Annotated in this window: 25 protein-coding genes; 14 read left to right on the top strand and 11 right to left on the bottom strand. The window is 63.7% G+C overall.

Translation table 11 applies throughout. The features are described from left to right. From LJ737_RS23605 to LJ737_RS23555, 11 genes are all read left to right on the top strand, one after another. The coding region (locus tag LJ737_RS23605; protein ID WP_227769233.1) for a hypothetical protein at positions 1-262 on the top strand (262 nt) is incomplete at its 5' end. A 6-nt stretch (positions 263-268) separates the two neighbouring features. Then, positions 269-595 carry a hypothetical protein gene (locus LJ737_RS23600; RefSeq protein ID WP_110980490.1) on the top strand — a complete coding sequence of 109 codons (327 nt, stop codon included), beginning with the start codon at positions 269-271 and terminating at the stop codon, positions 593-595. Beyond that, positions 564-3,179 carry a TraG/VirB4 family ATPase gene (locus LJ737_RS23595; RefSeq protein WP_227769232.1) on the top strand — a complete coding sequence of 872 codons (2,616 nt, stop codon included), beginning with the start codon at positions 564-566 and terminating at the stop codon, positions 3,177-3,179. Before LJ737_RS23600 ends, LJ737_RS23595 begins: the two co-directional genes overlap by 32 nt. Next, complete coding sequence (locus tag LJ737_RS23590; RefSeq protein ID WP_227769231.1) at positions 3,176-4,312, top strand: conjugal transfer protein TraG N-terminal domain-containing protein; 1,137 nt, start codon at positions 3,176-3,178, stop codon at positions 4,310-4,312. The genes LJ737_RS23595 and LJ737_RS23590 overlap by 4 nt, the downstream gene beginning before the upstream one ends. A gap of 23 nt (positions 4,313-4,335) precedes the next feature. Continuing rightward, positions 4,336-4,983, top strand: a complete 648-nt coding sequence (locus LJ737_RS23585; RefSeq protein WP_227769230.1) for a hypothetical protein — start codon at positions 4,336-4,338, stop codon at positions 4,981-4,983. A gap of 52 nt (positions 4,984-5,035) precedes the next feature. Then, the gene (locus tag LJ737_RS23580; protein WP_227769229.1) at positions 5,036-5,797 is read left to right on the top strand and encodes a conjugal transfer protein TraK; all 762 of its coding nucleotides are present in this window, start codon (positions 5,036-5,038) and stop codon (positions 5,795-5,797) included. Between the two features lie 19 nt (positions 5,798-5,816). After that, positions 5,817-6,716, top strand: coding sequence for a DUF4138 domain-containing protein (locus LJ737_RS23575; RefSeq protein ID WP_227769228.1), 900 nt, complete (start codon positions 5,817-5,819; stop codon positions 6,714-6,716). Between the two features lie 119 nt (positions 6,717-6,835). Continuing rightward, entirely contained in the window at positions 6,836-8,131 is a 1,296-nt protein-coding gene (gene traM, locus LJ737_RS27215) for a conjugative transposon protein TraM (RefSeq protein ID WP_227769227.1), read from the top strand. 24 nt (positions 8,132-8,155) lie between these two features. Further along, complete coding sequence (locus tag LJ737_RS23565; protein WP_227769226.1) at positions 8,156-9,046, top strand: hypothetical protein; 891 nt, start codon at positions 8,156-8,158, stop codon at positions 9,044-9,046. Positions 9,047-9,052: 6 nt separating this feature from the next. Further along, a complete protein-coding gene (locus LJ737_RS23560; protein ID WP_227769225.1) occupies positions 9,053-9,592 on the top strand; it encodes a hypothetical protein in 540 nt (179 codons plus the stop codon). A 15-nt stretch (positions 9,593-9,607) separates the two neighbouring features. Continuing rightward, a complete protein-coding gene (locus LJ737_RS23555) occupies positions 9,608-9,997 on the top strand; it encodes a hypothetical protein (RefSeq protein WP_227769224.1) in 390 nt (129 codons plus the stop codon). Between the two features lie 138 nt (positions 9,998-10,135). On the opposite strand, the gene LJ737_RS23550 is transcribed toward LJ737_RS23555, so the two are convergent. After that, the gene (locus LJ737_RS23550) at positions 10,136-10,396 is read right to left on the bottom strand and encodes a hypothetical protein (protein ID WP_227769223.1); all 261 of its coding nucleotides are present in this window, start codon (positions 10,394-10,396) and stop codon (positions 10,136-10,138) included. A gap of 545 nt (positions 10,397-10,941) precedes the next feature. Between LJ737_RS23550 and LJ737_RS23545 the strand changes: the two genes are divergently transcribed. From LJ737_RS23545 to LJ737_RS23535, 3 genes are read left to right on the top strand one after another with little or no spacing between them, the layout of a single operon-like run. Beyond that, a complete protein-coding gene (locus LJ737_RS23545) occupies positions 10,942-11,385 on the top strand; it encodes a hypothetical protein (protein WP_227769222.1) in 444 nt (147 codons plus the stop codon). A 52-nt stretch (positions 11,386-11,437) separates the two neighbouring features. Beyond that, entirely contained in the window at positions 11,438-11,767 is a 330-nt protein-coding gene (locus LJ737_RS23540) for a hypothetical protein (RefSeq protein ID WP_227769221.1), read from the top strand. A 1-nt stretch (position 11,768) separates the two neighbouring features. Continuing rightward, a complete protein-coding gene (locus LJ737_RS23535; protein WP_227769220.1) occupies positions 11,769-12,146 on the top strand; it encodes a hypothetical protein in 378 nt (125 codons plus the stop codon). Between the two features lie 204 nt (positions 12,147-12,350). Here LJ737_RS23535 and LJ737_RS23530 read toward each other — a convergent pair whose 3' ends face one another. From LJ737_RS23530 to LJ737_RS23485, 10 genes are all read right to left on the bottom strand, one after another. Further along, complete coding sequence (locus tag LJ737_RS23530; protein ID WP_227769219.1) at positions 12,351-13,679, bottom strand: ATP-binding protein; 1,329 nt, start codon at positions 13,677-13,679, stop codon at positions 12,351-12,353. A 277-nt stretch (positions 13,680-13,956) separates the two neighbouring features. Then, entirely contained in the window at positions 13,957-15,729 is a 1,773-nt protein-coding gene (locus LJ737_RS23525) for a hypothetical protein (protein ID WP_227769218.1), read from the bottom strand. 117 nt (positions 15,730-15,846) lie between these two features. Next, positions 15,847-17,097, bottom strand: coding sequence for a type II restriction enzyme NmeDI-related protein (locus LJ737_RS23520; RefSeq protein ID WP_227769217.1), 1,251 nt, complete (start codon positions 17,095-17,097; stop codon positions 15,847-15,849). A gap of 125 nt (positions 17,098-17,222) precedes the next feature. Next, the gene (locus LJ737_RS27210; RefSeq protein ID WP_227769216.1) at positions 17,223-17,693 is read right to left on the bottom strand and encodes a DUF6122 family protein; all 471 of its coding nucleotides are present in this window, start codon (positions 17,691-17,693) and stop codon (positions 17,223-17,225) included. 384 nt (positions 17,694-18,077) lie between these two features. Then, positions 18,078-18,692: a DUF305 domain-containing protein gene (locus LJ737_RS23510; protein WP_227769215.1), complete on the bottom strand. Its 615-nt coding sequence runs from the start codon at positions 18,690-18,692 to the stop codon at positions 18,078-18,080. Positions 18,693-18,829: 137 nt separating this feature from the next. Next, entirely contained in the window at positions 18,830-19,828 is a 999-nt protein-coding gene (locus tag LJ737_RS23505) for a DUF4396 domain-containing protein (RefSeq protein ID WP_227769214.1), read from the bottom strand. Positions 19,829-19,926: 98 nt separating this feature from the next. Next, on the bottom strand, positions 19,927-20,556 hold the full coding sequence (locus tag LJ737_RS23500) for a DUF305 domain-containing protein (RefSeq protein ID WP_227769213.1): 630 nt from the start codon (positions 20,554-20,556) through the stop codon (positions 19,927-19,929). A gap of 116 nt (positions 20,557-20,672) precedes the next feature. Continuing rightward, the gene (locus LJ737_RS23495; RefSeq protein WP_126696167.1) at positions 20,673-21,278 is read right to left on the bottom strand and encodes a helix-turn-helix domain-containing protein; all 606 of its coding nucleotides are present in this window, start codon (positions 21,276-21,278) and stop codon (positions 20,673-20,675) included. A gap of 26 nt (positions 21,279-21,304) precedes the next feature. Then, complete coding sequence (locus LJ737_RS23490) at positions 21,305-21,682, bottom strand: cupredoxin domain-containing protein (RefSeq protein WP_126696168.1); 378 nt, start codon at positions 21,680-21,682, stop codon at positions 21,305-21,307. A 40-nt stretch (positions 21,683-21,722) separates the two neighbouring features. After that, positions 21,723-24,053, bottom strand: a complete 2,331-nt coding sequence (locus LJ737_RS23485) for a heavy metal translocating P-type ATPase (protein ID WP_227769212.1) — start codon at positions 24,051-24,053, stop codon at positions 21,723-21,725. Between the last annotated feature and the right edge of the window lie 177 nt (positions 24,054-24,230).

Here is a 24,230-nt window from a genome sequence, read left to right as displayed (position 1 = left end):
CCGCGCCCAGCTGGGCGGCGGGGGCGCCGCGGCCGCCCTCGAAGGCGTGCAGGAAACCGTCGTGGGCATCGTGCAGGTGATTTTCGCCATCGTGCTCATCGTGGGCCTGATTCGGGTGGTGATGAAGTTTGTGCAGGGCGCGCCCGACGCGCTGGGTTCCCTGGGCTGGCTCGTGGGCGGCGTGATTCTGTGGTTCGGCTTCCAGCTGTTCAAGGACGATTTGGTCAGCGCCGTGGGCGGTGGCGACGGGGGCGTACGCTAACCTGCCATGCGCTCCTACAAATCCATCGAGCGGCCCGCGCAGGTGCTGGGCATGAACATTCAGGACCTGGGCATCATGGTCGGTCTCTTCATCGGCTCGGTGCTGCTGCTGGGCTTTCTGGGCATGGCCGTCAAGATTCCGCGCCTGGTGTACCTGCTCGTCATCCTGGTGGAGCTGGGCCTGATTCTGGGCCTGCGCTACCTGAGCAAGCGGCAGGCGCCCGGCTTTCTGATGGGCTGGCTCTCCTTCACCTTCATTCAGCCCCGCCGCCTGGCGGTGGGGACCTTACCCCTCCCCAACCATGACCAAAAAGCCCAAAACGGCCGCGTTTAACGCCGTGATGCCCGTGCACAGCTTCGAGGGCGACAAGGTGGTCTTCAAGGACGGCCGCGTGGCGGTGGGCTTCCGCGTGGAGCCCGCCGAGATGGAGAGCTGGACTGCCGACGACTACGAGGCCTTTCAAACGGCATTGGTGGGCGTACTGCGTCCCCTGCCGGTGGGCACCATCGTGCAGAAAACCGACATCTACTACGACCGGCCCTACCGCGAAGACAAGACCCAGCAGACCTACTTCGAGAACAAGATGAACAAGCACTTCTTCGAGCGGCTGGTGCTGTTCCAGAAGTCGTACCTGTTCCTCTCCTTCGCCCCGGTGGCCATGAAGTCGCCCAAGACCAACGCGGTGAATGCCCTGGTGGCCCGCGCCGGTGAGGCGGTGCTCAAAAATCCGTTTGCCCAGCTCGTGCACACGCTCGAAGCGGCCGAGAGCGGCGCCGTGGAATTCATCCAGGGCCTCAAGAACCTGGGCGGCGTGAGCTTCGAGCGGCTGGCCAGCGCCGAGATGCACCAGCTCTACCTGCAGTACTTCAACCTCAACTTCGACGGCCAGCCCACCCGGCAGGAGCGCGAAATCGGCAACGACCTGGGCACCTTCAGCGTGGGCGAGCACAAGGTCAACGTGCTGAGCATGGTGGGGCAGGGTTCCGACGCTTACCCGGCCGTGCGCAACTCCTACGGGGTGACGGCACCGATGCTCTACCCGCTCACCCACGTGCTGCAGTGCCCGCACGTGCTCACCCAGGCCTTGCTGATTCAGGATACCCGCGCCGAGCTCAGTTCGCTGGATACCGACCGCAAGCTCAACGCTTCGCTCTCGTTTCTGGCCACCCAGGACAACCACCTGCGCGCGGCCGAAGTCGAGGAGTTCACGGCCGAAGTGCGGGCCGACAACAAGCAGATTGTGGGCCTGCACCTCTCGTGCGTGCTCTGGGACACCAACGACACCAGCCGGCGCGAGAACGTGGAGCGGGCCACGGCGGCCTTTCGCTACATGTTCGGCACCGAGAGCGTGGTGGAAAGCTACCTGGCCCTGCCCGTGTTCTTCGGCCTGCTGCCCGGCAACGCCTGGCAGGTGCCGGACCGCTGGCTGACGAGCACCGCCGACCGCGGCGCCTGCTACACCCACTGGACGGCCACCTACAAAACCGACCCGGTGGGGGAGTACCTCACCGACCGGTTCCGCAACCTGGTGCAGGTAAACCTGTTCAACACGGCCCTGGACAACCAGAACGCCATTGTCATCGGCCCTTCGGGCTCGGGCAAGAGCTACACTTTCGGCAATTTGATTGTGCAGCGCTTCGAGAAGGGCGCCCGGCAGATTATCATGGACGTGGGTGGCACCTACCGCAACGTGCTGCAGTCGCTCAACGGCGAGGACTTCGAGAACACCTACTTCGAGTACGACCCGCAGCGGCCCATCGAGTTCAACCCCTTCGTGGTGCCGCGCGACGCGGCGGGCAAGTGGCTCTACAACGACGAGAAAACCAATTTTCACCTGGCTTTGCTGGCCGCGCTCTGGAAGGGCGGCAAGGACACGGCCCTGGACAAGTCGGAGCGCACCATTCTCTCGCGCTTCCTGATTGAGTACTACGCCTGCCTCAACGAGAGCCCGCGCCTGAACCAGAAGGACGAGGAGTTTCCCGGCATGGAAAGCTTCTACCGTTTCGTGGAGCAGTACGACCAGGAAATGCAGAAGCCCGTGGCCCAGCCCGGCGAGGGCGGGGAGCCCGACCCGCTGGACGGGGCCCGCCGGCAGTACCAGAAGAATTTGAAGTACATCGACATGCACCAGTTTTTCCTGGTGCTGGGCCAGTACATCACCGGCGGCCGCTACGAGCGGGTGCTCAACGCCAAGCGCGACGTGGACCTGTCGGAGTACCGGCTTATCTGCTTTGACCTGGCGAAGGTGCAGGCCGACCCGGACCTCTACCCGGTGGTGGCCATGCTCATCACCGAACTGTCGCTGGACCTGTTCCGCAAATTCCCCGACGACATCAAGTATATCGCCCTCGACGAGGCCTGGACCATGCTTTCGGGCGTGCTCTCGGAATTCATCGAGTCGATGTACCGCACCATCCGCAAAACCAACGGCTCGGTCACCATCATTACCCAGGGCATCACCGAGATTACCAGCAGCAAAATCGGGCCGGCCATCATCAACAACTCGGCCACCAAGATTATCCTGCGCCACGTCAACCCCGACTCGCTGGCGCAGCTGCAGGCCCCGCTGGGCCTGACCGGCCACGAGATGGACCTGATTAAGTCGGTGCGCTCCACCGAGGCCCTGCGGGAGTTTTTCATCAAGCAGGGTGCCAAGGGCAAGGTCTTCGCCCTGGAGGCATCTCCGCAGCTCGACGCCATCCTGACGTCCAAGCCCGTGGAGCGCAACCACCTCAACAAGCTGGTCAAGTTCTACCAGCAGACCCAGCAGCGGCCCCGCACCGACAAAAACGGCCACGTGCTGCTCAATGCCGAAGGGCAGATTGAGTACGAGCCCGTGCGGGTGCAGCGGCTGGACTACGCCGTTGACCAGTTTGTGGAAGATAAACAGGCTCGCAAAGGAGCCCTCGCCCGATGAGCACGCTGCTGATGGTAGCCTACGGCATCGACCCGGGCTTTCTGCGGGCCTGCGACCAGACCCTGCAGGTGGTGCTCACCGCCTGCCGCTTCATCACGCCCTCGCTGATGGGCATTGCCCTGCTCTACACCATCGGGCGCGGCTTTATCGCGGGCAGCGGCTTGGCCATGGACTGGGGGCCGATTATCAAGGCCACCTGGATATTCTTTCTGCTCTTCTTCTACCAGACGCTGGTGGACACGCTGGGCACGGGGCTGGCGGCCTTTACGGCCCTGTTTTCGACCGACAAGTCCGCGGCCGAAGCCATTCGGGACCTGACCACGCCGGCCTCGGTGGCCGCGGCGGCCCGCAACGACTCCATGGGCATTGGCGACATCGTGGCCGGCGCCAGCTCGCTGATGACCAGCATTTCCCAAACGCTGAGCTCGTTCACGCTCTCGGGCATCCTGACCCGGCTGTTCACGGCCACGGCGGTGCTCATCATTCGCCACATCATGCAGTTTATCCAGCAGTTCATTCTGGGATTTCTGTATGTGTGCGGGCCGATTGCCATGACCCTGTCGGTGATTCCGGCCTTTGGGCAGCTGGCTCTGAAGTGGCTGCAGAACTTCCTGGCCGTGCAGCTCTGGGGGCTCACGTTCGTGCTGCTCGACACCATCTACGGCTTCTACGCCGAGACGGCGCAGGCGCCCAACGGCCTGTTCAGCGGCCTCACTAATGGCCCCCAGCAGTCGGTCGATGACGAGAAGTTCATGGTGATGTCGGTGGCCTTTGTCCTGCTCTACGTGATGGTGCCCTACCTCACGTCCATGTTCATCGGCTCCTCGGCCGTGCAGGGCTTCGTGGGCTCCATGGTCGGCTCGGCCGTGGGCGCCGCGACGGCCGTGGCCGGCGTGGCCTCGCCCGGCGGCGGGGGCCTGTCGAGCGCCGTGGGCCGCGCCCTGGGCAACGGCGGCAGTCGCGGCGGGGGAGGGGGCCACAGCGCCGGCGGCGGAGGCAGTAGCAGCGGTGGCGGCAGCGAGGGAAGCGAGTCGGCTTCGTCCTCGGCTTCCTCCGGCCTGCCCACCATCACCATGTCGGAAGCCCTGAACCCGTCCTACCGCCAGCGGGCGTCGGGCATCTGGACCAAATAAGCCATTCTCCTGACTCTCTGACCATGAAAAACATTCCCTTATTCGTCGCTACGGCCGTTGTTTTGGGCCTGACGGCGGCCTGCCAGTCCCAGGATTCCGCTCCGGTTGCCAACTCGCCGGCGGCCTCGGCAGCCACCCAGCCCGCAGCTGCTCTTCCGGCCCCCCTGCCGGCGGGGGCGGTGGACCTCAAACCCGGGGTGGCGGAGCAAACGCCCCGCGAAGGGTATCTGCAGGTCATTTCCGCCAAGGCCCTGAAAGCCGAGCCCATGCAGCTGCGGCTGCCCGCCGCGTGGCAGTCCGATGCGGACCGGCCGGACGGGGTAAAGCAGGCCCCCGGCTACCGCATCGCCTACGAAGCCGTGCTGCAATGGATTCCCCAGGGCTTCGGCCACCAGCAAGTGCCGGCCTCGCTGCCGCTGTACGCGCCCAACGGCCGGGATACCCTGGCCTCGTTCCGCGTGGGCGGCCTCAACCTGAACGTGCCCGGCCGCGAGCGGTACACCGTCACGCCCATCGAGCCCCGCAAGCCGCTGACCGTGCGCGGCACGCTCTACGCCTTCCTGGGCCGGAACGAGCAGCAGCAGCCCGCTTTGGTGGTGTACCCCTACCGGGGCCGCGCCGGCGGGTTCGACGACTCCTTTAAGAAGGTGCTGCTGCCCATTCGCCAGTAAGGGCGGTCAGGAGAAAAGCACCATTCACCACCACCAGACTCTCAACACTTTTATGGATTCCGCCAAAGACTTAAGTACTTCCTTTTCCACCATGCGCAACCTGGCGCTGGGCAGCGTGCTGGCCCTGCTCCTGGTGGCCCTGGCGTCGGGCTTCCTGGTGTACCGCGCCTACGAAAACAGCGGGCGGCGCGTGTACGTCGTCTCGCAAACCGGCTCCGTGGCGGCCCTCTCGGCCGGCAATGACGCCCACACGCCCTACGAGGCCCGCAACCTGGTGCGCCAGTTCATGCAAACCATGTTCGGCCACGACCAATACACCTTCAAGGCCAACCTGGACGCGGCCCTGCCCCTGATTGAAGGCCGCGGCGGCCGGCGCATTTACGAGGGCTTCACCCGCGGGCAGGTGCTGCAGAACTACGAGCGCTACGCCGCCCGCAACGTGGTGACCGTGGACAGCGTGCTGGTGGACATGAGCAAGCGCCCCTGGTCGGGCTCGGTCTACATCAAGCAGCGCATTTTCATTGGGGGCCAGCAGAAGGAGCCGCTGCCGCTGGCCGCCAAGTTCAACCTAGTGGAAACCAACCGCTCGGACGCCAACCCCTACGGGCTGCTCATCACCAACTTCGACTACATCCCCTACAACCCGCAGCTGACGCGGGAAGAGCAGGAGCTGCTGCAGGCCCAGGAAGCCGACCGCCAGCGCCGCCTGCAGGAAGCCGAGCGGGGCCTGGCCCCGGCCAGCGAGCCGGCGGCCCCCGCTACTCCTGCTCCTACCCCCGCTACACCCCCGGCGCCTGCGGCTCCGGCTCACTAATCACCCATCCTTGTCTCCGATGCGACTCTACACTCTTCCGGCCCTGTTAGGGCTGCTTTCCTTGCTCTCCGCTCCGGCACCTTCGGCCGCGCAAACTACTGCTGCCACCCCGGCTCCGGCTGTGGTCACTTCCGATAATTTGCTGGATGTGGCCGTGTCCGATTCCTCCACCACCTACCTGGTCTTTGGCGGGCCCGTGTCGCTGGTCGACGTGGGCATGGCCGGCAACTACCTAGTGAAGATTGAGGCCAACGCCGTGTTTGTGCGCGCCAAGCGCAAGCACGTGCCGCCCACGCCCATGCTCATCCGCTACGGCTCCAAGTACTGGATGGGCCGGCTCGTGTACACGGGCCGCCCGGTGCTGCAACTCTACGACTTCCAGAAAGACGGCGCGCTGAGCATCAACGGCAAAACCACCGCCTCCGCCGGGGCGGCTCCCGAAAACGAGCTGGCCCTGGACAAGGAAAGGGAAAAGAAAGCCGTCGTCGAGGGCAAGCTCAGCCAGCTGCGCAAAGCCCGTGAGGAGCACCAGGCCGTGGCCGTGGTCGACAATGATTTGGTGCTGTCGCTGGCCAACGTGCGCAACGACAAGGATTTCACTTACCTGCGCTTCAAGGTCATCAACAAGACCAACATCGACTACAACGTGGATTTCACCGACTTCCAGCTGGTGGAAAATGCCCAGAAGAAGTTTCTGGCCCGCAAAAAGAACGAGGCCCGACGCCCGCTGGCGCCCTCGGGCGGCCGCCCGAACCAGGTCATTAACGGCCGCACCACGGGCTATCTGACCTATGCCATTCCCCTGTACGCGGCCACCGAGCGCGGCTACTTGGAAGTAACCCTGCGCGAGCTAAACGGCGCCCGGGTACTGGTGCTGCCCGTGCCCTCCCGCGTGATTAACCGCGCTTCCACCATCTAACGCCGCCTGTACCTGCTATGGAACCCCTCACTCCCCCAACCGATAGCCGTTCTGCGGCTCAGCCAGCAACGGAACAGCCCGTCCCGGCTGCTGCCCCTGCCAGGCGCACGCCCGCCGAGGTGCTACGCGCCAACTGGATGGCGCTGGCCGGCCTGCTGCTGGTGCTCATCATCGGCGGCCTGTTGCTGTGGCTGAAAGCCGCGCAGCGGGCGGCCCAGCAGGAGCGCGAGCCGGTGGCGGCCGCCTCGGCCAACATCGAACCCGAAATCCCCTCGGTGGAAGCGGCGCCGCCGGCGCCGGCAGCCTCACCCTCCGCTCAGATTGAGGCCCAGCGCCGCGCCGAGCAGGACGCCCAGAGCGCCCCGGCCCGCGCCACTGACCAGGATGTCGTGGACGTGTTTGCCGTCGACACCACCGGCCTGGCCCTGCGCAAGCGCCGCCGCGCCCAGGCGGCCGCGCAGGCCGCCGGCCGCCGGGCGGAAGCGGCGCGGCTGGCCGCGGCCGACGTGGACACCATCGAAACCACCATTCAGGACCCGGCCACGGGCTCCTACCGCGCCCAAACCCTGGTGGTGCCGCGCCGGCGCCTGACGGCCACCGGTAGCGCGGGCCGCCGCGCGGGCACGGGTTCCGGCCGGGCGGGCCGTGGCCTGGTGCCGGCCCGCGATGTGGACGGCACCCCGTTTGAAACCGACCCGGACGTGCTGGCCATGCTGGGCTCCTCGCCCCCGGAAACCCGCGCGGCGTACGAGCGCATGACCGGCAAGCGCTACCGCGACCCCAACCAGACCGCGCAGCTGCTGGCCACCCGCATGAGTGCCCCCGGCCTGGATGGCTTCAACACCGTGAAAGTGGGCAACTCTGCCCGCATGATGGCCCAGGGCAGCCAGCGCGAGCAGCAGCTGGCCCCGGACGTGTTTTTCAAGTGCGTTATCAACGGCGAGCAGAAGGTGCGTACCGGCTCGGTGGTTATCCTGCGCTTGCTGGAAGACGCGGTGGTGTCCGGGGTGACCTTTCCCAAAAACATGGTCTTCGCCGGCGTGGCTACCGTGGGCACCAACAACGTGACGCTGGAAGTGAACCGCCTCGGGCCGACGCGGGTGCAGGCCGACATCTACGACTTCAACTACATGCCGGGCATCATGATTGACCCGGTGAAGCGCGTGGCCCGCGAAGCCGGCATGGCTGGCAATGAGTTGCAGCAGCAGACCACCCAGGAAATCAGCACGGCCATCGACCGCTCGGCCTCGGCCGCCAACTCCGTGGTGGGTGTGGGCGGCCGCGTGGCCGCCTCGGTGCTCTCGCGGCCCAAGACCCGCACCAAGCTGCGCGACGTGCTGCTGCCCGATGGCTACCCCATCCTGATTACCACCGCGGCGGCCGGCCAGCTCGGCCCGGAAGCGGCCGCGCGCTAATTCTTCCACCTAACCGATACGACGATGAAAAAGACGCTTTTGCCGGCCCTCGTTGCCCTGGCCCTGATTCTCGCTCCCACGACCGATGCGGCGGCCCAGGCCGTCGTGAACGACCCGCTGCACATGGGCGTGCACATCGGGGAATTTGCCAAGCACCTGAAGCAGTGGACTGAAACGGTCAAAAACTACCAGGTTATCAAGGACGCCAAGCAGATTGCCGGCGTCACCAAGGACATCACCGGGCAGGTGAAGGACATCACCGATGAGACCCTGCAGCTGCAGCGCCAGGTGCAGGCCGACCTGCGCAAGGTGCAGAGCATTCAGGATTTGCGCCTTTCCAATCCCCAGGAGCTGTTTGCCCGGGCCCTGGCCATGTCGGGCCGGGGGCAGAGCAACCAGTACATGCCTGTGTTTCAGAAAGCCGAGCGCCTGCGCCAGGCCCTGCAGCTCAACAACCCCCAGCGGGACCTGAACACGGTGTACGACGTGTTTTCGCGCTTCGGCTCGGGCGCCACGGCCGGCAACAACCGCATGAGCTCCCGTGAGTACCAGCTCAAGCGCGAAGAGGCGGCCGTCTCCACGTTTGCCTACGAGGAGATGATGCAGAAAAAGAAGATTGCCACCGCTTTCGGCTACTACAAGATTGCCGACGAGATGACCCAGCAGAGCATCGAGATGAACGCGACGCTCAAGAACCCCGGCCGCTACGCCATGACCGAGGGCGAACGGATGGTGGCCCTGAATACCTCGAACGACAACATGATTAAAGCCATGCAGCTGCGCCAGGAAGCCGACCGGCTGCTGGCCGAAGCCGCGCAGCCTGGCCCTTCGCGGCAGGCGGCCGAAATGGTTTATTCCGACATCCTGGTGCAAAACGCCCTTATCAAAGCGGACCGGGCCCGCCCCCGCCACTAACCCCTTATGAAGAATCTCTTGCTAGTGGCCCTGCTGCTGGCGGGGGCCGGCGCCGCGCCGGCCTTCGCCCAGCGCCACGTTCAACACATGGCCAGCTGGGGCGCCCACCTCGGCCGCTCCGAAAAAGGCAATTACTACGAGCTGAGCTATACCAGCCTGCTCACCAACCACCTGGCCCTGCGCGCCAGCGGCCTGCGCGAAACGGGCACCCTCAGCGGCCGCGGCGACTACGCCAGCTACGCGGGGCGGGTGCTGCTCGCGCCGCAGCTGTTTCGCCTGGGCGAAGTCGTCTACGTGCACCTGCTGCTTGGGGCCGGGGCCGGCTACGAGCGCACGGGCGTGCACGGCACCGGCGAGCCAGCGGCCGACGCCCAACAGCCGCAGCGCTTCACCTACGGCCCGCAGGCCGGGGCCGAGGCGGACGTCTTCCTGGGCAACCGCTTTTCGCTGGTGGCCACCGCCACCAAGGGCTACCTCTTCAACAATCCCCTGCTCGACCAATGGCCCGGCTACGCCAGCGCCGGCCTACGGTATCATTTCCGCTAACTCCCTTTCTGCGCTATGACAAGATTTGCCTCCCTGCTCCTGAGCTGCGCCGCCCTGGCCACCGCCAGCAGCTGCGCCAAGGACGACGCGACGCCCACCGGCCCCAAAGAATACCAAGTGGAATACCGCATTTCCTCCACCACGGCCCCGGCGTCGGACTACATCAGCTACGACAACGAAAGCGGCGGCACGACTATCGTCAACAACGTGCCGCTGCCAGCAACCTACCGCTTCAAGCGCACCATGAAGCAAGGCGACCATGTTGGCTTGCTGGCCAGCCTCGACGGCGGCACGGCCGCTTCGGAAATCACCGCCGCTATCCTACTTGATGGCAAGGAAGTGAAGAAGGAAACCGGGCGCGGTGCCAATGCGCAGGCCGTTCCGGTGTATGTGATTGGGCAGTAGGGAAGAATTGTACCCCGTCCTGCCCACGGACAGCCCCGGGCGCTGCCGGCCTCCCGCCGTGGGTGCGGCTGGCCCCAACCAGAGGTCCCAACAAAGGCCGACCAGGTTTCCTGGTCGGCCTTTGTTCTTGGGGCTTGATTACTCCGCTTCGACCAGCTCGCGCTGCAGGCATGCCCGCAGCTGCTCGTAGGCTTCCGGGCACAGCCGGATAACCGGCTCCTGGGCGGTGCAATACAGCAAGGTGGGGTCGGCCAGCGCCACGGCCCGGGCCCAGGCAGCCGCGGGCACTTCCGCGGAAAGGGGTAACAACGGGGTGAACTCTTCTTGGATAAGCCGAATCACCAGCGCCTGCACGGTCGGGCAGAAGCTGGAAAAGCGGCGATAGGGGCTCGCGGCCATAGCAGTAACGTCAACGGAAAGGAATGAAAACGCCTCGCCTGCGGCCAACTTGGGGGCCGGGCGGGAAGTGGGACAGCAGCCACCCGGCTACCGAGTAGGGCGCGGGGCAGAGCTGCGGCGGGGTAGCGTTACGCGAGGGAGCCCACAAACAGGGCGGGCCGCTGCTGGATGGGCAGCGGCTGCCGGCGAGCCCAGCTCAGCCAGTCTGCGGCAAGGCCTGCTGACGAGGGGCTACTAGGCAAAGCGTAGGATTTCAGAGCCAGCATACTCGGCAATCAGTTTGTCAGGCAAAGCTAGCCATTCCGCCCAAACCGGACGGGAGTTTGGCATTTAAGCCTGCAAAATTGTTAGGTACCGGGCCCGAATGTTGCCATGAGCATAGCCGACGCTCGTCACGGCCGGTGCCTTACTCGGTTGAAGCCGAGCTTGAGCACCCGTCGCACGCCTCGTCAGAACGCCGGCACTCGCTCTTTATTGGAAATTATTTGCCAATTTCAGCTTCTTCCTTACGTTTTATCCCCATCAGCTATCCTAGAGCTCCGTCCATGGAACAACAGAACGCCTTGGCCAACCTGCCGGAGCTTTTGCACCAGCTCGAAGCGGACCTGAACGACCCGGCCGTGTATTACTTACTGGGCGGCCACTACTACGACCGCGACAACCACCCGCGGCGCCGACATTATCCGGCCGTGTTTTCCCTGCACCACGGTGAGGTTGCCAACCTGGAGGTCGGGCCGGACTTTCTGGCCTTCGACGCGGAATTTGTGCGCTACCCGGAAGACAACGAGCCGCACGCGCCCGGTCCTTGGGTAGACCGCTTTCGGGCGACTATTCCCTTTGCGCAGCTCTACCAGCTGCTGCGCAAAGTCGTGCCTGCCGGGGAGGCAGTAGGCGAAACGCTTACCTTTCTGCCGACTGAGGCGGTGTACTACAACGAGCGGGTTCACCGCGAGCATTACCCGACCCCGTGGACCATGAACCAACTCTGATTGTTGCCTTATGCCCCGTGAGCCGCACGCATTAGTCGCCGTTCTGCACCACGTGCATGCCGGCCTTGCCAACCCGCAGCACCATTACCTGGTGTGCACGAACTACTTTCAGACCGAAAGCGGGCCCGTCATGCTCGGTACTCTGCACCTGCACCAGAGTACGGTCTGGCAGCTGGTCATCGGCGCGGAAGACTTCACCTGCGAAGTGCTGCTTGATTCCACCGACCTCCAGCACCGCTCGCCCATCCGGGTGTCCTACGACCAGGTCTGGCAGGTCATGCAGGGCGACGGTCCTCAGTTTGACGGGGATAACCAGGAAGACCTGCTCTACGAAAACACCGGCGCCCTCTCGGCCTTTGCCCAGCAAGGGCTGCCCCAGTAAGATGGAAGAACTGCTCCAGCCCCGCCACCCGCTCGACCAGCACCACCAAGCGCAGCTGCAGGCCCTGCAGCAGCTGACCGAAAGCCAGCGGGCCGAAATGGCCCGGCTGTTCCGCTTGGGCAACGCCACCTACCGCTACCAGCAACTGGCCGACGGGGAGGTGACGGAAGCGGATTACCAGCACTGGCTGGAAGGACTTCCGGAGCGCTTTCGCCAGGCCATGGAGCGGGACGGCTTTGAAAGCGCCAAACGCAGCCTGGCCCTGCGCCGGCACGCGCTGGAGCGGCGCGACGTGGGCTACGCCGCGTTCATGCAGGCCATTCTCTCCCCGGAGGACTGGGCCTTTGAGCAGCAACAGCGCGCAGCTACAGGCTTGTAGCCAGGCTTCAACAGCGCCTAGCTGTCTCACTATTCGCGCCCAGCAGCGCACTAGCCGTGCCTCTAGGTGGTCATGTTAGTAGCCCCGTGAGCCCATGATGAGCCCATTTCAATGGCACTGAAACGTACCAAAAATGGCGTTTACACGCTCTGTTGGCACTTTTAGCAATTCCTACCCGCGAGTGGTGAGCCCTTTGTGAGCCCTTTAGGATTCGGTGAGCGTGTACTGCGTGCCCACCCCTGTTTTGCCGGACTTCTGCAGCCAGCCGCCCTTTTCTAACTCGCTCAGGTAGCGGGTGGCGGTGGGCTTGCTTACGCCCAGCTGCTGCTGCACCACGGTGTTGGTGATGCTGCCGTGCTGCGCGGCGTAGAGGAGCACCGGCGCCAGGTCGGCGCGCACGCCCTGGGCCTGCCAGTAGGCCACCGAGTAGGCGGCAAACGCCACCACGAAGCCCGAGGCCTCGAAGTAGAAGCGCGGGGCCGGCAGGTGCGCCGCGCGGCACTCGTTCAGCATCTTGATGGTGCCGCGGCCCCAGGATTCGATGTAGCCGGCCCGGAACAGGGTGTTGGCCACGTCCGGGTTGAAGGGCTTGGACGGGTGCTTGCGCAGCAGGTTCTCCACCGTCCAGCTGTCGGGCAGGTGGCCCTCGTTCCAGAACTGCAGGCGGTCCTGGTACACGCTAATCTGCACGGGCGCGCCGCCGCTGTAATCTTTGTGAGCCAGCGCGTTGAGTAGCGCCTCGCGCAGGGCCGCCGCCGGAAAGGGCGGCTCCTCGACCCGGCCGGCGCCTTCGTAGCGCACCTGGGCCCGGGCGTACTTGGTTTGCAACAAATCCAGCGTGCGCTCCACCTGCACGAGCAGGGGCCCGTGCACCTCGTCCTGGTAGCGTAAATCGTCGTCGGTGGCAAAGAAGCCAATCTTGACGTAGGCACCGGTGATGAACCGCTCGGGCGTGGGGTGAAACAGCAGCACGGCGGCCCGCTTCAGGTACTCCCCGTCGATGAGGTTCAGGTTGTCGAGCAGGGCTTCGTTACCATCGTGCAGCACCTGCTCGTCCACGCGCCCGCTTCTAGCGGCGCGCTGGCGAAACAAGTCAAAGGCTTCCGCCGACAAATCCGCCGCCGCGACGCCCGGTACCAGCACGCCGTCCCAGCGCTTGCCCTGCTTTTGCAGCAGAAACGCGCTCAGCGCCGGTCCGCGTAGCTCCTGCTTGGTGCTGCCGCTGCGGAAATGGTACTGACCGCGGTAGCTGATGGGGTAGGGGTACGGCTCAACGACAATTTCCAGAAACTCCAGCCCGCCTTCCTCGTGGCGGTTGACTTCCACCAGGATGCCCATCAAATCGCGCACCTGGTTGGGCAAATCTTCCAGCAGTTTGCGGATGCCCGGCAGGCCCACCACCTGCCCGTCGTCGTTTTTGCCGATGAAGATGCGGCCCCCTTGGGCATTGGCAAAGCCGCAAATCCACTGAAAGTACTCCGGCCGCCACGATTCCTTCCACTCGATGTTTTGCTGCTCGCGGGTGGTGCTCATGGATAAAGGAGAGGCGACGGGTACAGGAACAGGCTGGCTAATAGGTGGGCAAGTTACCCAATTCCAAGGCGGCAAAAAGCACGAAACAGCCCGGCGTTAGTGGCCCTGCAGCTGCCGCAGGAAGCCCACTATCTTAACCAGGGGCTAGTTGGCTTGGACCGGCTCAGCAGGCGGTGGCAGAAGCTTGCAGAGAATAACTTCAACAGGACCAAGTGCTAAGGAGCTTTAGCCGTTCGGAAAGGTTTTGGAGAAAACGCTAAACAGGCGCGTACCCTTGTTATTCATCCGTTGCCCCTTTGTTGATAATGGGCAACAATCCATAAAGACTTTGCATTGGGAGCGGCGCCATCCCTCTTTCGCTCGCGTAATTTTCCAAGAACAAAGCAAAAGGATGAGCCTGCTGCATCATCAGCTTCTCGGCTTCCGCATCGTTTTTCACCACGCTGAGGTCGGGATGTATGTAGCTATAGTACTCCTCCAGAACGTCTTCAAATGCAAGTTGCTGGTCCCGGAAATGCTCATGAAAGGCCAAAACCGTGTCAACGTCCACCATCACCAGCGGACGCACGTTGTGCACAGGCAAGCCTTTTTCGGCGCGCAACGCCAACTGCTCTTGGAACCAATCGTTAACCAACACGTTCAGGCCGGGCACGTTGTAGAGGCGGTCATGAAGTACCAACACCGGGTAGATGACCAGCTCTGCCGGGTCGTAGTCGGTATCCAGTGGAAACTCTTTTTCCAACAGCCGGGCTACGTTGCGCAGCAGCTGCCGAGCGGCCTTGTCTACGAGTCTGCCTTTTTTGTTGGTTTCGTAATCAAACCGCTTGCGCACCTCTTCAAAGTAGGCCGTAAAATCAGTTCCGGCCTTTGCGTTCTTCGGCACCAAGACATCTTTTGATTCGAATAGAATAGCACGCTGTCCGTTGCGGAAATAGTAGTCCGGTTCACCCTGACCTTTTAATGTCTTGCTTTCCTTGATGACGGTGCCAGTAAGGGCTAAGCCACGGCCTTGAAAAGCGGCATCAAGCAAACCGTAGAGCAGGTGCTGCTCCGAGAAGAAGTCGCAGTAAACCGAACGCCAATCGCTTACCTGCTCCGCCTCCGGGAGCAACTTATTGAGCCTATTGAATTGAAAGTACAGTCCCTTGTGCAGCATTTCCACCACCAACACGGGGTAGATGAGCACGAAAACTCCCGGCTCTTCCTCATACAAGGGCGTTTCCCGCAAACTCGTGAAATCCTCCTTGTCCAGCTCCTGGCCGGGCTGCAGCGCAAAATGGTTAAGAAACGCTCGACTGGCTTCAAATTCTGGCCCGGGTGCAACCGCAACGCTGATACGGCCCGGCTTGTCTGCATAGATTACCGGCTTGACCAGCCCAGCAATTTGACGGGTGTACTCCTGCCAAGTGGTACACCCGTAATAAGTCAGGAAAGACTGAAGTAAAGGACTGAATCTCTCATCTGACTCCAAAAATTCAAAAAAACGCGCCGACTTGATGAGCTGCGCCCACAACACCTGCACCGGTTGCTGATTTATCAGCTCAAAGTCCGAGAACATACTCGTGAGCGCGAAGCGCGGTACAGTCGGTGTAGGCAGCAGCTGTTTAGCGGCGGCGCTGGCGGCACTCTGTTGGTCGATATAAGGCGTGTTAACTAGTATGCAGGCCAGAAAGAGACTGGCTTCCAGTTCCTCGTCACTTACTGTATGCGGCTCGTCCGGTCGCTCGAAGGCATATTCAAACAGTTGCAGCAAGGGCTTGGGATGAAGCACATTCAGGGCGTCTTTTCCGTACTGCTGGCCAAAGCTTAAGACGTGGGCATAGGCGCGCTGCGCAAAGGGCTTTTCGACGAGTCCACGCTCTCCGAAAATGCGCTCAAAGTCCATTTTTAGGGTACGCTCGGCAGCCGGCACGCGGTTCTGATAGCCAAGCAGTTGCGTGACGCATCGTAAAAGCCAGAAACGACTGACCCCGCGAAGCAAATCAGCTAAAGTAGGAGGGGTAGCGCTATCAAAAAGGTCGTTAAATCCAACAATCAGTCGTCTGGTCATTGCGTAAAGTAAATTGTGTCGAAGGGTCTATTGGTATCAACAACTTCTACCCCCTTCAACAAAACAATGACCTTCGCCGTTAGCGTTCGGCTTCATGGGTGAAGCTGTTTCACTACGCTACGCCACTGCGCGCGCAATCTTGAGCATGGCCTCCGGCGAATGGCCGAACTTGCACAGCGCCTCGCAGTGCTGGCGCAGCTCCGAAAACAGGATGTAGCGAATCGTGGCCCCAGCCGCGCGGATGGCCGGGCGCGAGAGTTGGGCCTGCACTTCCTTTTCGCGGGCGTCGGGCACGACCAGGTAGAGGGCCGTCTCGTGCTCGGGCATGGAAAAGGCTAAATCCGTCAGGCGTAGAATACCGCTGTAGATGCTGGTGCTTTTCTCCACTTCGAAAGCGGCTACCACGCGATTGGTGCCGGGCGCAAACCACACCACGTCAATCAGGCGGATGGTGGTGGCCACCTCGGCCGATACGGGCAGCTCGGGGTGCTGGTCGAGGCACAAAAACGAGAGCTTCTGGCCGGCGCATATCCGGTTGCGGTCGTTGATGGCCGTCGTCACGTCGCAGCCCAGGGCCTTGCCCACGCGCAGCAGGTGGTGCTGCATCTCGGTGTGCTGGTTTTCCTCCTGGGCCTCGGTCTGCACCTCCTGGTGGCGCTTGCGGGCCTGCTGCTGGTACTTGTCGCGGTCCTCGTCGCTGGCAAACTGCTGGTCGCCGGCAATCATCTTCTTCACGCCCACGTCGAAGAGCAGCCCGCTTAGGGCGCCGTAATCGAGGCTCAGGTGCTGGCGGTGCTCCTGGTTCAGGTCGCGCAGCCGCGCGCGCATGCGCAGGTACTCCGACCAGGAGCCCAGCTTGATTTTCTCCCCGAACAGCGCGTTGAAGCCGTTGACGATGGCCGTGTTGAAGGGCGGCATCAAGGTGGGGTGCAGGAAATACAGGATGCTGGCCACGGCCGGCCCCAGCCCCTTGATCTTGCGGCGGTCAAGCAGGTCAATTTCCTTGAGCAGCTGCTGCTCGGTGGTGGCCGCCAGGCAGCTCTCCAGAAACTGGCCGAAGGCACGCTTGTTCTCCTCGTGCTCGTAGATGTCGGGAATGCGCAGCTTGGGCTTCCAGTAGAAGGGGTGGGCCGCGCCCTGAAACACCTGCTTCTGCTCGCTGATGACGCTGAGCACGAACTCCAGCGAGGTGCCCTTGAAGTCGTTGCCGAAGCTGCCCGCCTTGATGTCCTTGACCACCTGCTGCACCCCGCGCCGGATGGAGCGGAAAGCCTTCAGGCGCTCCTCGTTGTTGATGAACCAGGTGTTGTAAACAGACTCGGAATCGGCCTTGTATTGCTGAATAAGGGACGGTAGCGCAGCGGACATAACGCGGAACGGTGAATTAAAACCCTAAGATGGACAGAACCTGCGTACCGCCCAACCAGAGGCCAAGCACGGGGGCTGGTACGTCGCCTTAGCGGCCGGCATGGTTGCTCGTAACACAAGCGGCGTCACCCGTCTGCCTTACGGCCCAGCAGCTTCCGCACCCAGTCGACCACTGGCCGAATGCGAGCGTTGAGGTAGCACTCGCGGCAGTAGCGAAAGGTCCACAAGCAGTCCACCGTATCCGTGAACAGGTGAAAGAGCACGCCCACGCCGATAATATTCACCGGCGGGGGCAGCAGCAGCAGCGCATACACCGGGATGGCATAAAACGAGTGCAGCGGATGATACCCCACACTGCAGCGCATGGGGTCGAAGACGGGGGTGGCCAGCAGGTGGTCCAGGTCGATGAGCATGGTGGCCAGCAGAATGAGGTAGGCGCTGGGCCACATCGCGGGGAACAGCACCAGCGCCAGCACCGCCGGAAACAGAAAGTGCAAGCTGTAGTGCACCAGCGTTTGCGCCCGGAAAAACCGACGGGCGGGTAGCTGATGGGGCTCGCGCAACGCCGCCGCCCGGGTGGCGGTATCGCCGGCCACCGTGCTGGTGTCAGACGGCCTTTCGGCTACCCGGCTCGCCTGCTGCTCCCGGGTAGAGGGACGGGAGTTCCCCGTGTCCGCAACCCGGGGCTGGGGCCGCACTGGCACCGCTACCGAGCGTGGTGCGCTGGCGGGCAACGCAGGGCCGACCACCCGTGCCGATTCCGGGCGCGGCGCCGACCGCGGCGGGGCGGCTCCGGCCGCGCCGGCAAACCGGGGCACGAATGCGGCAGCACGGCACCCACCGAGTAGCAGGGCCAGGCCGGCGGCGATACACCGAAGCAGGCAAAGCACGGGGAAAGGATGCATGGGGGTGCAGTACAAGAGGACGAAAACGAAAAAGGCAGCTCGGGCGGAGCTGCCTTTCCCCAAACCGGCCGGCGCCTACCGGTTGCGGGTCAGCCAGTTCTGCAGGGTTGCAATTTCCTGGCGCTGGTCGGTAATGATGGCCTGGGCCAGGGCGCGGGTCGTGCTCTGGCGGCCGTGCTGCAGCAAGGCCTCGGAGTTGTCAATGGCCGCCTGGTGGTGGTCGACCATGAGCTGGGCGAAGTCGTAATCCGGCCGGCCCGTCATCGTGCGCGCGTCACTGGCGGCCATCATGCGGTCCATGTTGGTTTTCTGCAGCTGGTTGAACTGCGGCACCAATGGGGTTTGCGGCTGGTGGCTGCTCAGAAAGGCGTTGAACTGCCCAATCTCTCCCTGCTGCTTGGTGATGATGTCCTGGGCAAGGGTTTTCATTTCCTGGTTCGAGCCGGTGCGCAGCTCTTCCTGGGCCATCTGGATGGCGGCCTCGTGGTGCAGCACCATCTGCGCGGCAAAGTCGTGGTCCGGGTCCTGGGTCTTGGCCTGCGCGTCCATCTGCGTCATCATGTCCATCATGATTTTCATGTAGGGACTCTCGTGGTTCATGTCGTCCATGTCGTGGTCCTTCTTGCAGGCGGTCAAGAAGAGTCCCAGCGCGAGGAGGCACAGCAGGGGCAGGCGTAGGTAACGGGTCATGGGGAGGGTACGAGGTGGAAACAACTCCTCAGAAACGTCGAGCTTAGTCTGCTTGGTTCTACATCAAAACCGCCATTGGCTTGCATAATTTCCAGTGTAACGCTAGCCAGGGGAACTGGCAAGCCACCGCGGCACCGTCACATCTGGTGCCCGGGCATCGCCATGCCGGGCATGTCCATCATGGGCTCGCCGGGGCGCATGGACAAGTCGCCGTAGCGCGCCGCCAGCCAGTAGCCCACCGCCAGCATCAGCAGGGTAAGCACCGTGACCACGGCCTTGCGCCCGCTGGACACTTGTTGCCCACCGCCCATCGCCATACCCGGCATATCGTGGGCGGACGCGGCCATCGTGTGCCCGGCGTGAAGGGAAGCGGCTGGATCAGCGGGCGCCGCGTGGTGCATACCGGCCATTGGACGCCCTGCAGGCGCAGCCGGACTTACCTCTTCCCGGGAGGCCCCGCCTTTGCCCAAGGCCCGCTCGGTGCCCATGCCGTGCTTGAGCTGGTTTTTGACCAGCCAGTAGTTCACCGGGTACGACACGACCACGCCCACCAGCGTCGCGGCCGACATCACCGCCCAGAACCAGGGCGAGGTGGCTTCCATGGCCCGCATGTCGCGGCTCATCAGGATGACCATCGTGGGCAGCATGCCGGCCATCATGGCGTTCATCGACATCCACTCCGGCAGAAAGGATTCGCGCAAGGCCTGGCCGTAGCTCATGCGCATCATGTCCTTCATGAACAGGGCCTGGAAGATGAACAAGCCGAAGACGAAGCCCGCCAGGTACTCCACCCAGATGTCCACGCCCATGCGCAGCCGGAAGTAGCCGGTGATGGCCGCGGCCACGATGATGCCCGTGGCGTCGCCGGCCGCGCAGTGAATGGTGGAGCCCACCGCCTGCTTCCACATGGGGGCCACGAACTGCTCGTGCGTACCGGGCGCCGGCTCCCGGCAGGAAAACCAGTAAATCAGCAGCCCCACGGGGCCGGTATAGAGCGTCACCAGCACCCAGCCGTACTTCATCACCTTCATCTCCGGGGTGCTGGTAAACAGGTCCCAGGCCACGTAGGCCACGGACAGGGCCGTCAGGGCAAACCACACCCACAGCAGGTACTCGGGAAACAGGGGCGTATTCATGGCGTGTAGCAGCGGGGCAGTAGGGTAGAAAGGGGGCGGGAACAGAAAAGAGCGGCTTTGGGGAAAGCCGCTCTTAGCAAGTGGGGAAGGAAAACCGGTTAGAATTTCTTGTGGGCCAGCAGCCAGGCCTGCAGGTCCTTGATTTCCATTTCCTGGTCGTCGATGATGTTGTGGGCCAGCGTTTTCATGGCATTCTCGCGGCCGTACTCGATTTCCGCCTGGGAGTTTTCGATGGCGCTGCGGTGGTGGTCGACCATGAGCTGGGCGAAGTCATAGTCAATGTCGCCGGTGAGCGGCCGCAAGTCGTTGGCTTGCATCATGCGCTCCATGCTCTCCATCTGCTTCGTGTTGAACGCGGGCACGGCCGGGGCGTGGGCGGGGTGGCTGCTCAGAAACGCGTCGAGCTGCTGAATCTCGGCCTGCTGCTTGGTGATGATGGTCTGGGCCATCTGCTTCATGTCGGCGTCCTTGCCGCTGCGCAGCTCCTCCTGGCTCATGGTGATGGCGCCCTGATGGTGCATCTTCATCATCATGGCGAAGTCGTTGTCCGGGTCCTGGGTCTTGGTCATGGCCATCATCTGCGTCATCATGTCGTGCATCATGCGCATGAAGACGTTGTCGTCGTGGGCCTGCACTTTCAGGCCGTCGGAATCGTCCTTGTTACACGCGGTCAGGGTAGTGAAGGCAAGCAGGCAAGCAAGCAAGGGGAGGCGAAGGGAGCGAAGCATAGCAACTGGGGTTTAAAGCGTCGGCAACAAAAACGTTACCAGGCTAAACGGCGGAGTACAGTGTCCGTTTGCGCACGATTGGCCCGAAACCCTTGCAAAGTTTCCAGCCCAGAGCCCTACGTGAGCTCGGCCAGGCTCAGGCGCCCGGCGCTGCCCGGCCCCAGCCGCTGGTAATCCGAGGGCGACATGCCCGTGACCTGCCGAAACTGGTTCGTCAGGTGGGCTGCGCTGCTGTAGCCGAGCCGCTTGGCCACGCTGGCCACGTTTTCGTCCTGGTAGCTGAGCAACTCCTTGGCCCGCTCCACTTTTTGGCGGATGATGTATTTCTCCAGCGTGAGCCCCTCGCGCACGGAGAACTGGTGCGACAGGTACGCGTACGAGCGGCCCACCCGCTCGCTGATGTAGTGCGAGTAGGTGTGAAACGGCTGCTGCTCGGCCGGCGTGTAGTGCACCAGCTCCACCACCACGGCTTTTACCTGCTCGATGAGCTGGTCGCGCGGGTCTTCGACCAGGGCGAAGCCGTACGCCTGCAGCGCCTCCTGCACCCGCTGCTCGTCCACGGGGCTACCGTCGGCGGTGCGCACGTTGGCCGCGCCCAGGGCCACGGCGTCCACCAGCAGCCCGGCCTTTTCCAGCTCGCGCTGCACCACGCGCAGGCAGCGGGGGCACACCATGTTCCGGATGGACAGGCGCACGCCCCCGGCCGCGGGAGCGGGCAACACGGACGTGGCGGACTGCGGCATCATCATCATTTTACGACCAGGCTGCCCCGCAGCATGTGCATGCCGCAGGTAAACTCAAAGGTACCCGCTTGCTGGGGCAACAACTCAATGGCCGTGGTTTTAAACGGCGCCAGCTCGCGCCGGATGTTGAAGTCGGGCAGCAGCAGCTCCTCGGAGCAGGAGTTTTCCTCGTCGCGGTAGAAGTTGAGCTGCACGGGCTTGCCGTGCTCCACCTCAATAACGTTGGGCGAGTAGCCGCCCTTCACCACGATGTCGACCTGCTGAATGCCGGCCGACGTCGAAACCGCCGCAGCCACCCGGTGCGGAGCCAGAAAGAAAAACCAGCCCACGAAGCCCAGCAGGCCCACGCCCACCAGCGTCACGATTATCTGCGTCGTATCCATCAGAAGAAGAAACAAAAGGGAAAGAACATTACCGCCGGCCCTAGGCCGTCCGCTTGTAGCCGCGCAGGCGCAAGGAGTTGGTCAGCACCGACACCGAGCTCAGGGCCATGGCGCCGGCCGCCAGCATGGGCGAGAGCAGCCAGCCGGTGATGGGGTACAGCAAGCCCGCCGCAATGGGAATGCCCAGCGTGTTGTAGATGAAGGCGAAGAACAGGTTCTGCTTGATGGTGCGCATGGTCTGGCGCGAGAGGTCCATGGCCGTGACCACACCCTGCAGGTCGGAGCGCATGAGGGTAATGCCGGCCGCTTCCATGGCCACGTCCGTACCGCCGCCCATCGCCAGGCCAATGTCGGCCTGGGCCAGCGCCGGGGCGTCGTTGATGCCGTCGCCCACCATGGCCACGGTGCGGCCCTCGGCCTGCAGCTGCTTCACCTTGCCGGCCTTGTCGGCGGGCAGCACTTCGGCAAAGTAGCGCGTGATGCCCACCTGCTCGGCCACCTTGGCGGCCGTCTGCGGGTTGTCGCCGGTCATCATCACCACCTCGATGCCCTCGGCCTGCAGGGCCTGGATGGCGGCCCGGCTGGACTCGCGCACGGTGTCGGCCACCCCAATCAGGGCCACGACCTGCCCGCCGGTGGCGGCGTAGAGCACCGTCTTGGCCTCGCTGAGCAGCCGGGTGGCGGCCTGCTCGGTGGCGGCCGATACGGCTACCTGGTGCTCGTCGAGCAAGCGGCGGTTGCCCAGCAGGTAGGCCTGGCCGTCCACGGTGGCGCCGGCGCCCCGTCCTTCAAACGCGCGGAAGCCCGTGGCCGGCAGCAGCGCGGCGCCCTGCGCGTCGGCGTAGCGCACCACGGCTTCGGCCAGCGGGTGCTCGCTCTGCCGCTCCACGGCGGCCAGCCGCGGCAGCAGCTGGGCCGGGTTGGCGCCGGCGGTGGGCAGGAAATCGGTGACGCTGGGCTCGCCGCGGGTAATGGTGCCGGTTTTGTCGAGCAGCACGGTGGTTACCTTCTCGGCTTTTTCCAGCGCTTCAGCGTTGCGAATCAGCACGCCGTGCTCGGCGCCCTTGCCGGTGCCCACCATGATGGCCGTGGGCGTGGCCAGGCCCAGCGCGCAGGGGCAGGCAATGATGAGCACGGCCACGAAGTTGACCAGCGCCAGCGGCAGGCGCGAGGCGTCGGGGGCGAAATCAAACCAGAGGATAAACGTGCTGATGGCAATCATGATGACCACCGGCACGAACACGGCGCTGACCTTGTCGGCCAGCTGCTGAATGGGGGCGCGGCTGCCCTGGGCTTCCTCCACCAGTTTCACAATCTGGGCCAGCATCGTCTCCGAGCCCACCTTGCTGACGCGGAAGCGGAAGGAGCCGGTTTTGTTGAGCGTGGCCCCGAACACCGCGTCGCCTTCCTTCTTTTCCACGGGCAGGCTCTCGCCTGTGAGCATGCTCTCGTCCACGGCCGAGTGGCCGGCGAGCAGCACGCCGTCGGTGGCCACCTTCTCGCCGGGCCGCACCAGCACTTCGTCGCCAATCACCACGTCTTCAATCGGCACGTCCACTTCCTGACCGCCCCGCACCACGCGGGCCGTCTTGGCCTGCAGGCCCATCAGGGCTTTAATAGCCGCCGACGTCTTGGTCTTGGCCCGGCTCTCCAGCACCTTGCCCAGCAGAATGAGGGCAATGATGGTGGCCGTGGTGTCGTAGTAGACCTCGGGCATAATGCCGTGCTGCATGAACCAGTGCGGAATCAGCGTGGCGGCCAGGCTGTAGCCAAAGGCCGCGCCCGTGCCCACGGCAATGAGCGTGTCCATGCTGGCGGTGCGGTGCTTGAAGCCGTTCCAGGCCGACACGTAAAACTCGCGGCCGCTGTAGAAGAGCACCGGCAGGGTCAGGGCCAGCAGCACGTAGTTCAGCAGGGGCATGGAGATGCGGCTCATCAGCGCCGGCCAGAGCATGAGCATGCTCAGCGGCATGATGACCACGGCCAGCGCCACGGCCACCTGAAAGCGGCGCTTCAGCTTCTGGTAGGCCTGGGCTTTGCGCGCGTCCAGCTCCTGGTCGGAGGCCAGCACATTGGGCGACGCCGGGGCCGCGGGCTCGTGCACGCCGTAGCCGGCCTGCTCCACGGCGGCCTTGAGGCCCGCGCGGTCAATCTGGCCCGGCAGGTATTCAATGGTAGCCTTTTCACTGGCCAGGTTGACGGTGGCCCGCTGCACGCCGGGCGTGCGGTTGAGGGCCTTCTCCACGAAGTTGGAGCAGGAGGCGCAGGTCATGCCCTCGATGTTGAGGGTGGCCGTCTGGGTCCCGCCTGCGGGGGCCGCGGGCTGGGCCGGCTCCGCCGGCGCGGGGTGGTGATGGGGTATGGTATCCACGGGATGTCGCTTTAAACGGGCGGCGGTGCCGCCGCTTGCAATGGGAACACGAAGTAAACTCGGTTCGGTACCCATTGGATGTGCAGAATTGCGCTTGGCGCTTGCAACATTTGTACTTGCCCGGGGCCTGACGCCTCGCACGTGTACAATTCTGCCCGGGGCTTACATAATTTCCAC

Source organism: Hymenobacter sp. 15J16-1T3B (assembly GCF_020711235.1).
Lineage (GTDB): Bacteria > Bacteroidota > Bacteroidia > Cytophagales > Hymenobacteraceae > Solirubrum.
The sequence above is the reverse complement of the archived record's forward strand: the minus strand, read 5'-3'. Positions and strand labels throughout refer to the sequence as shown.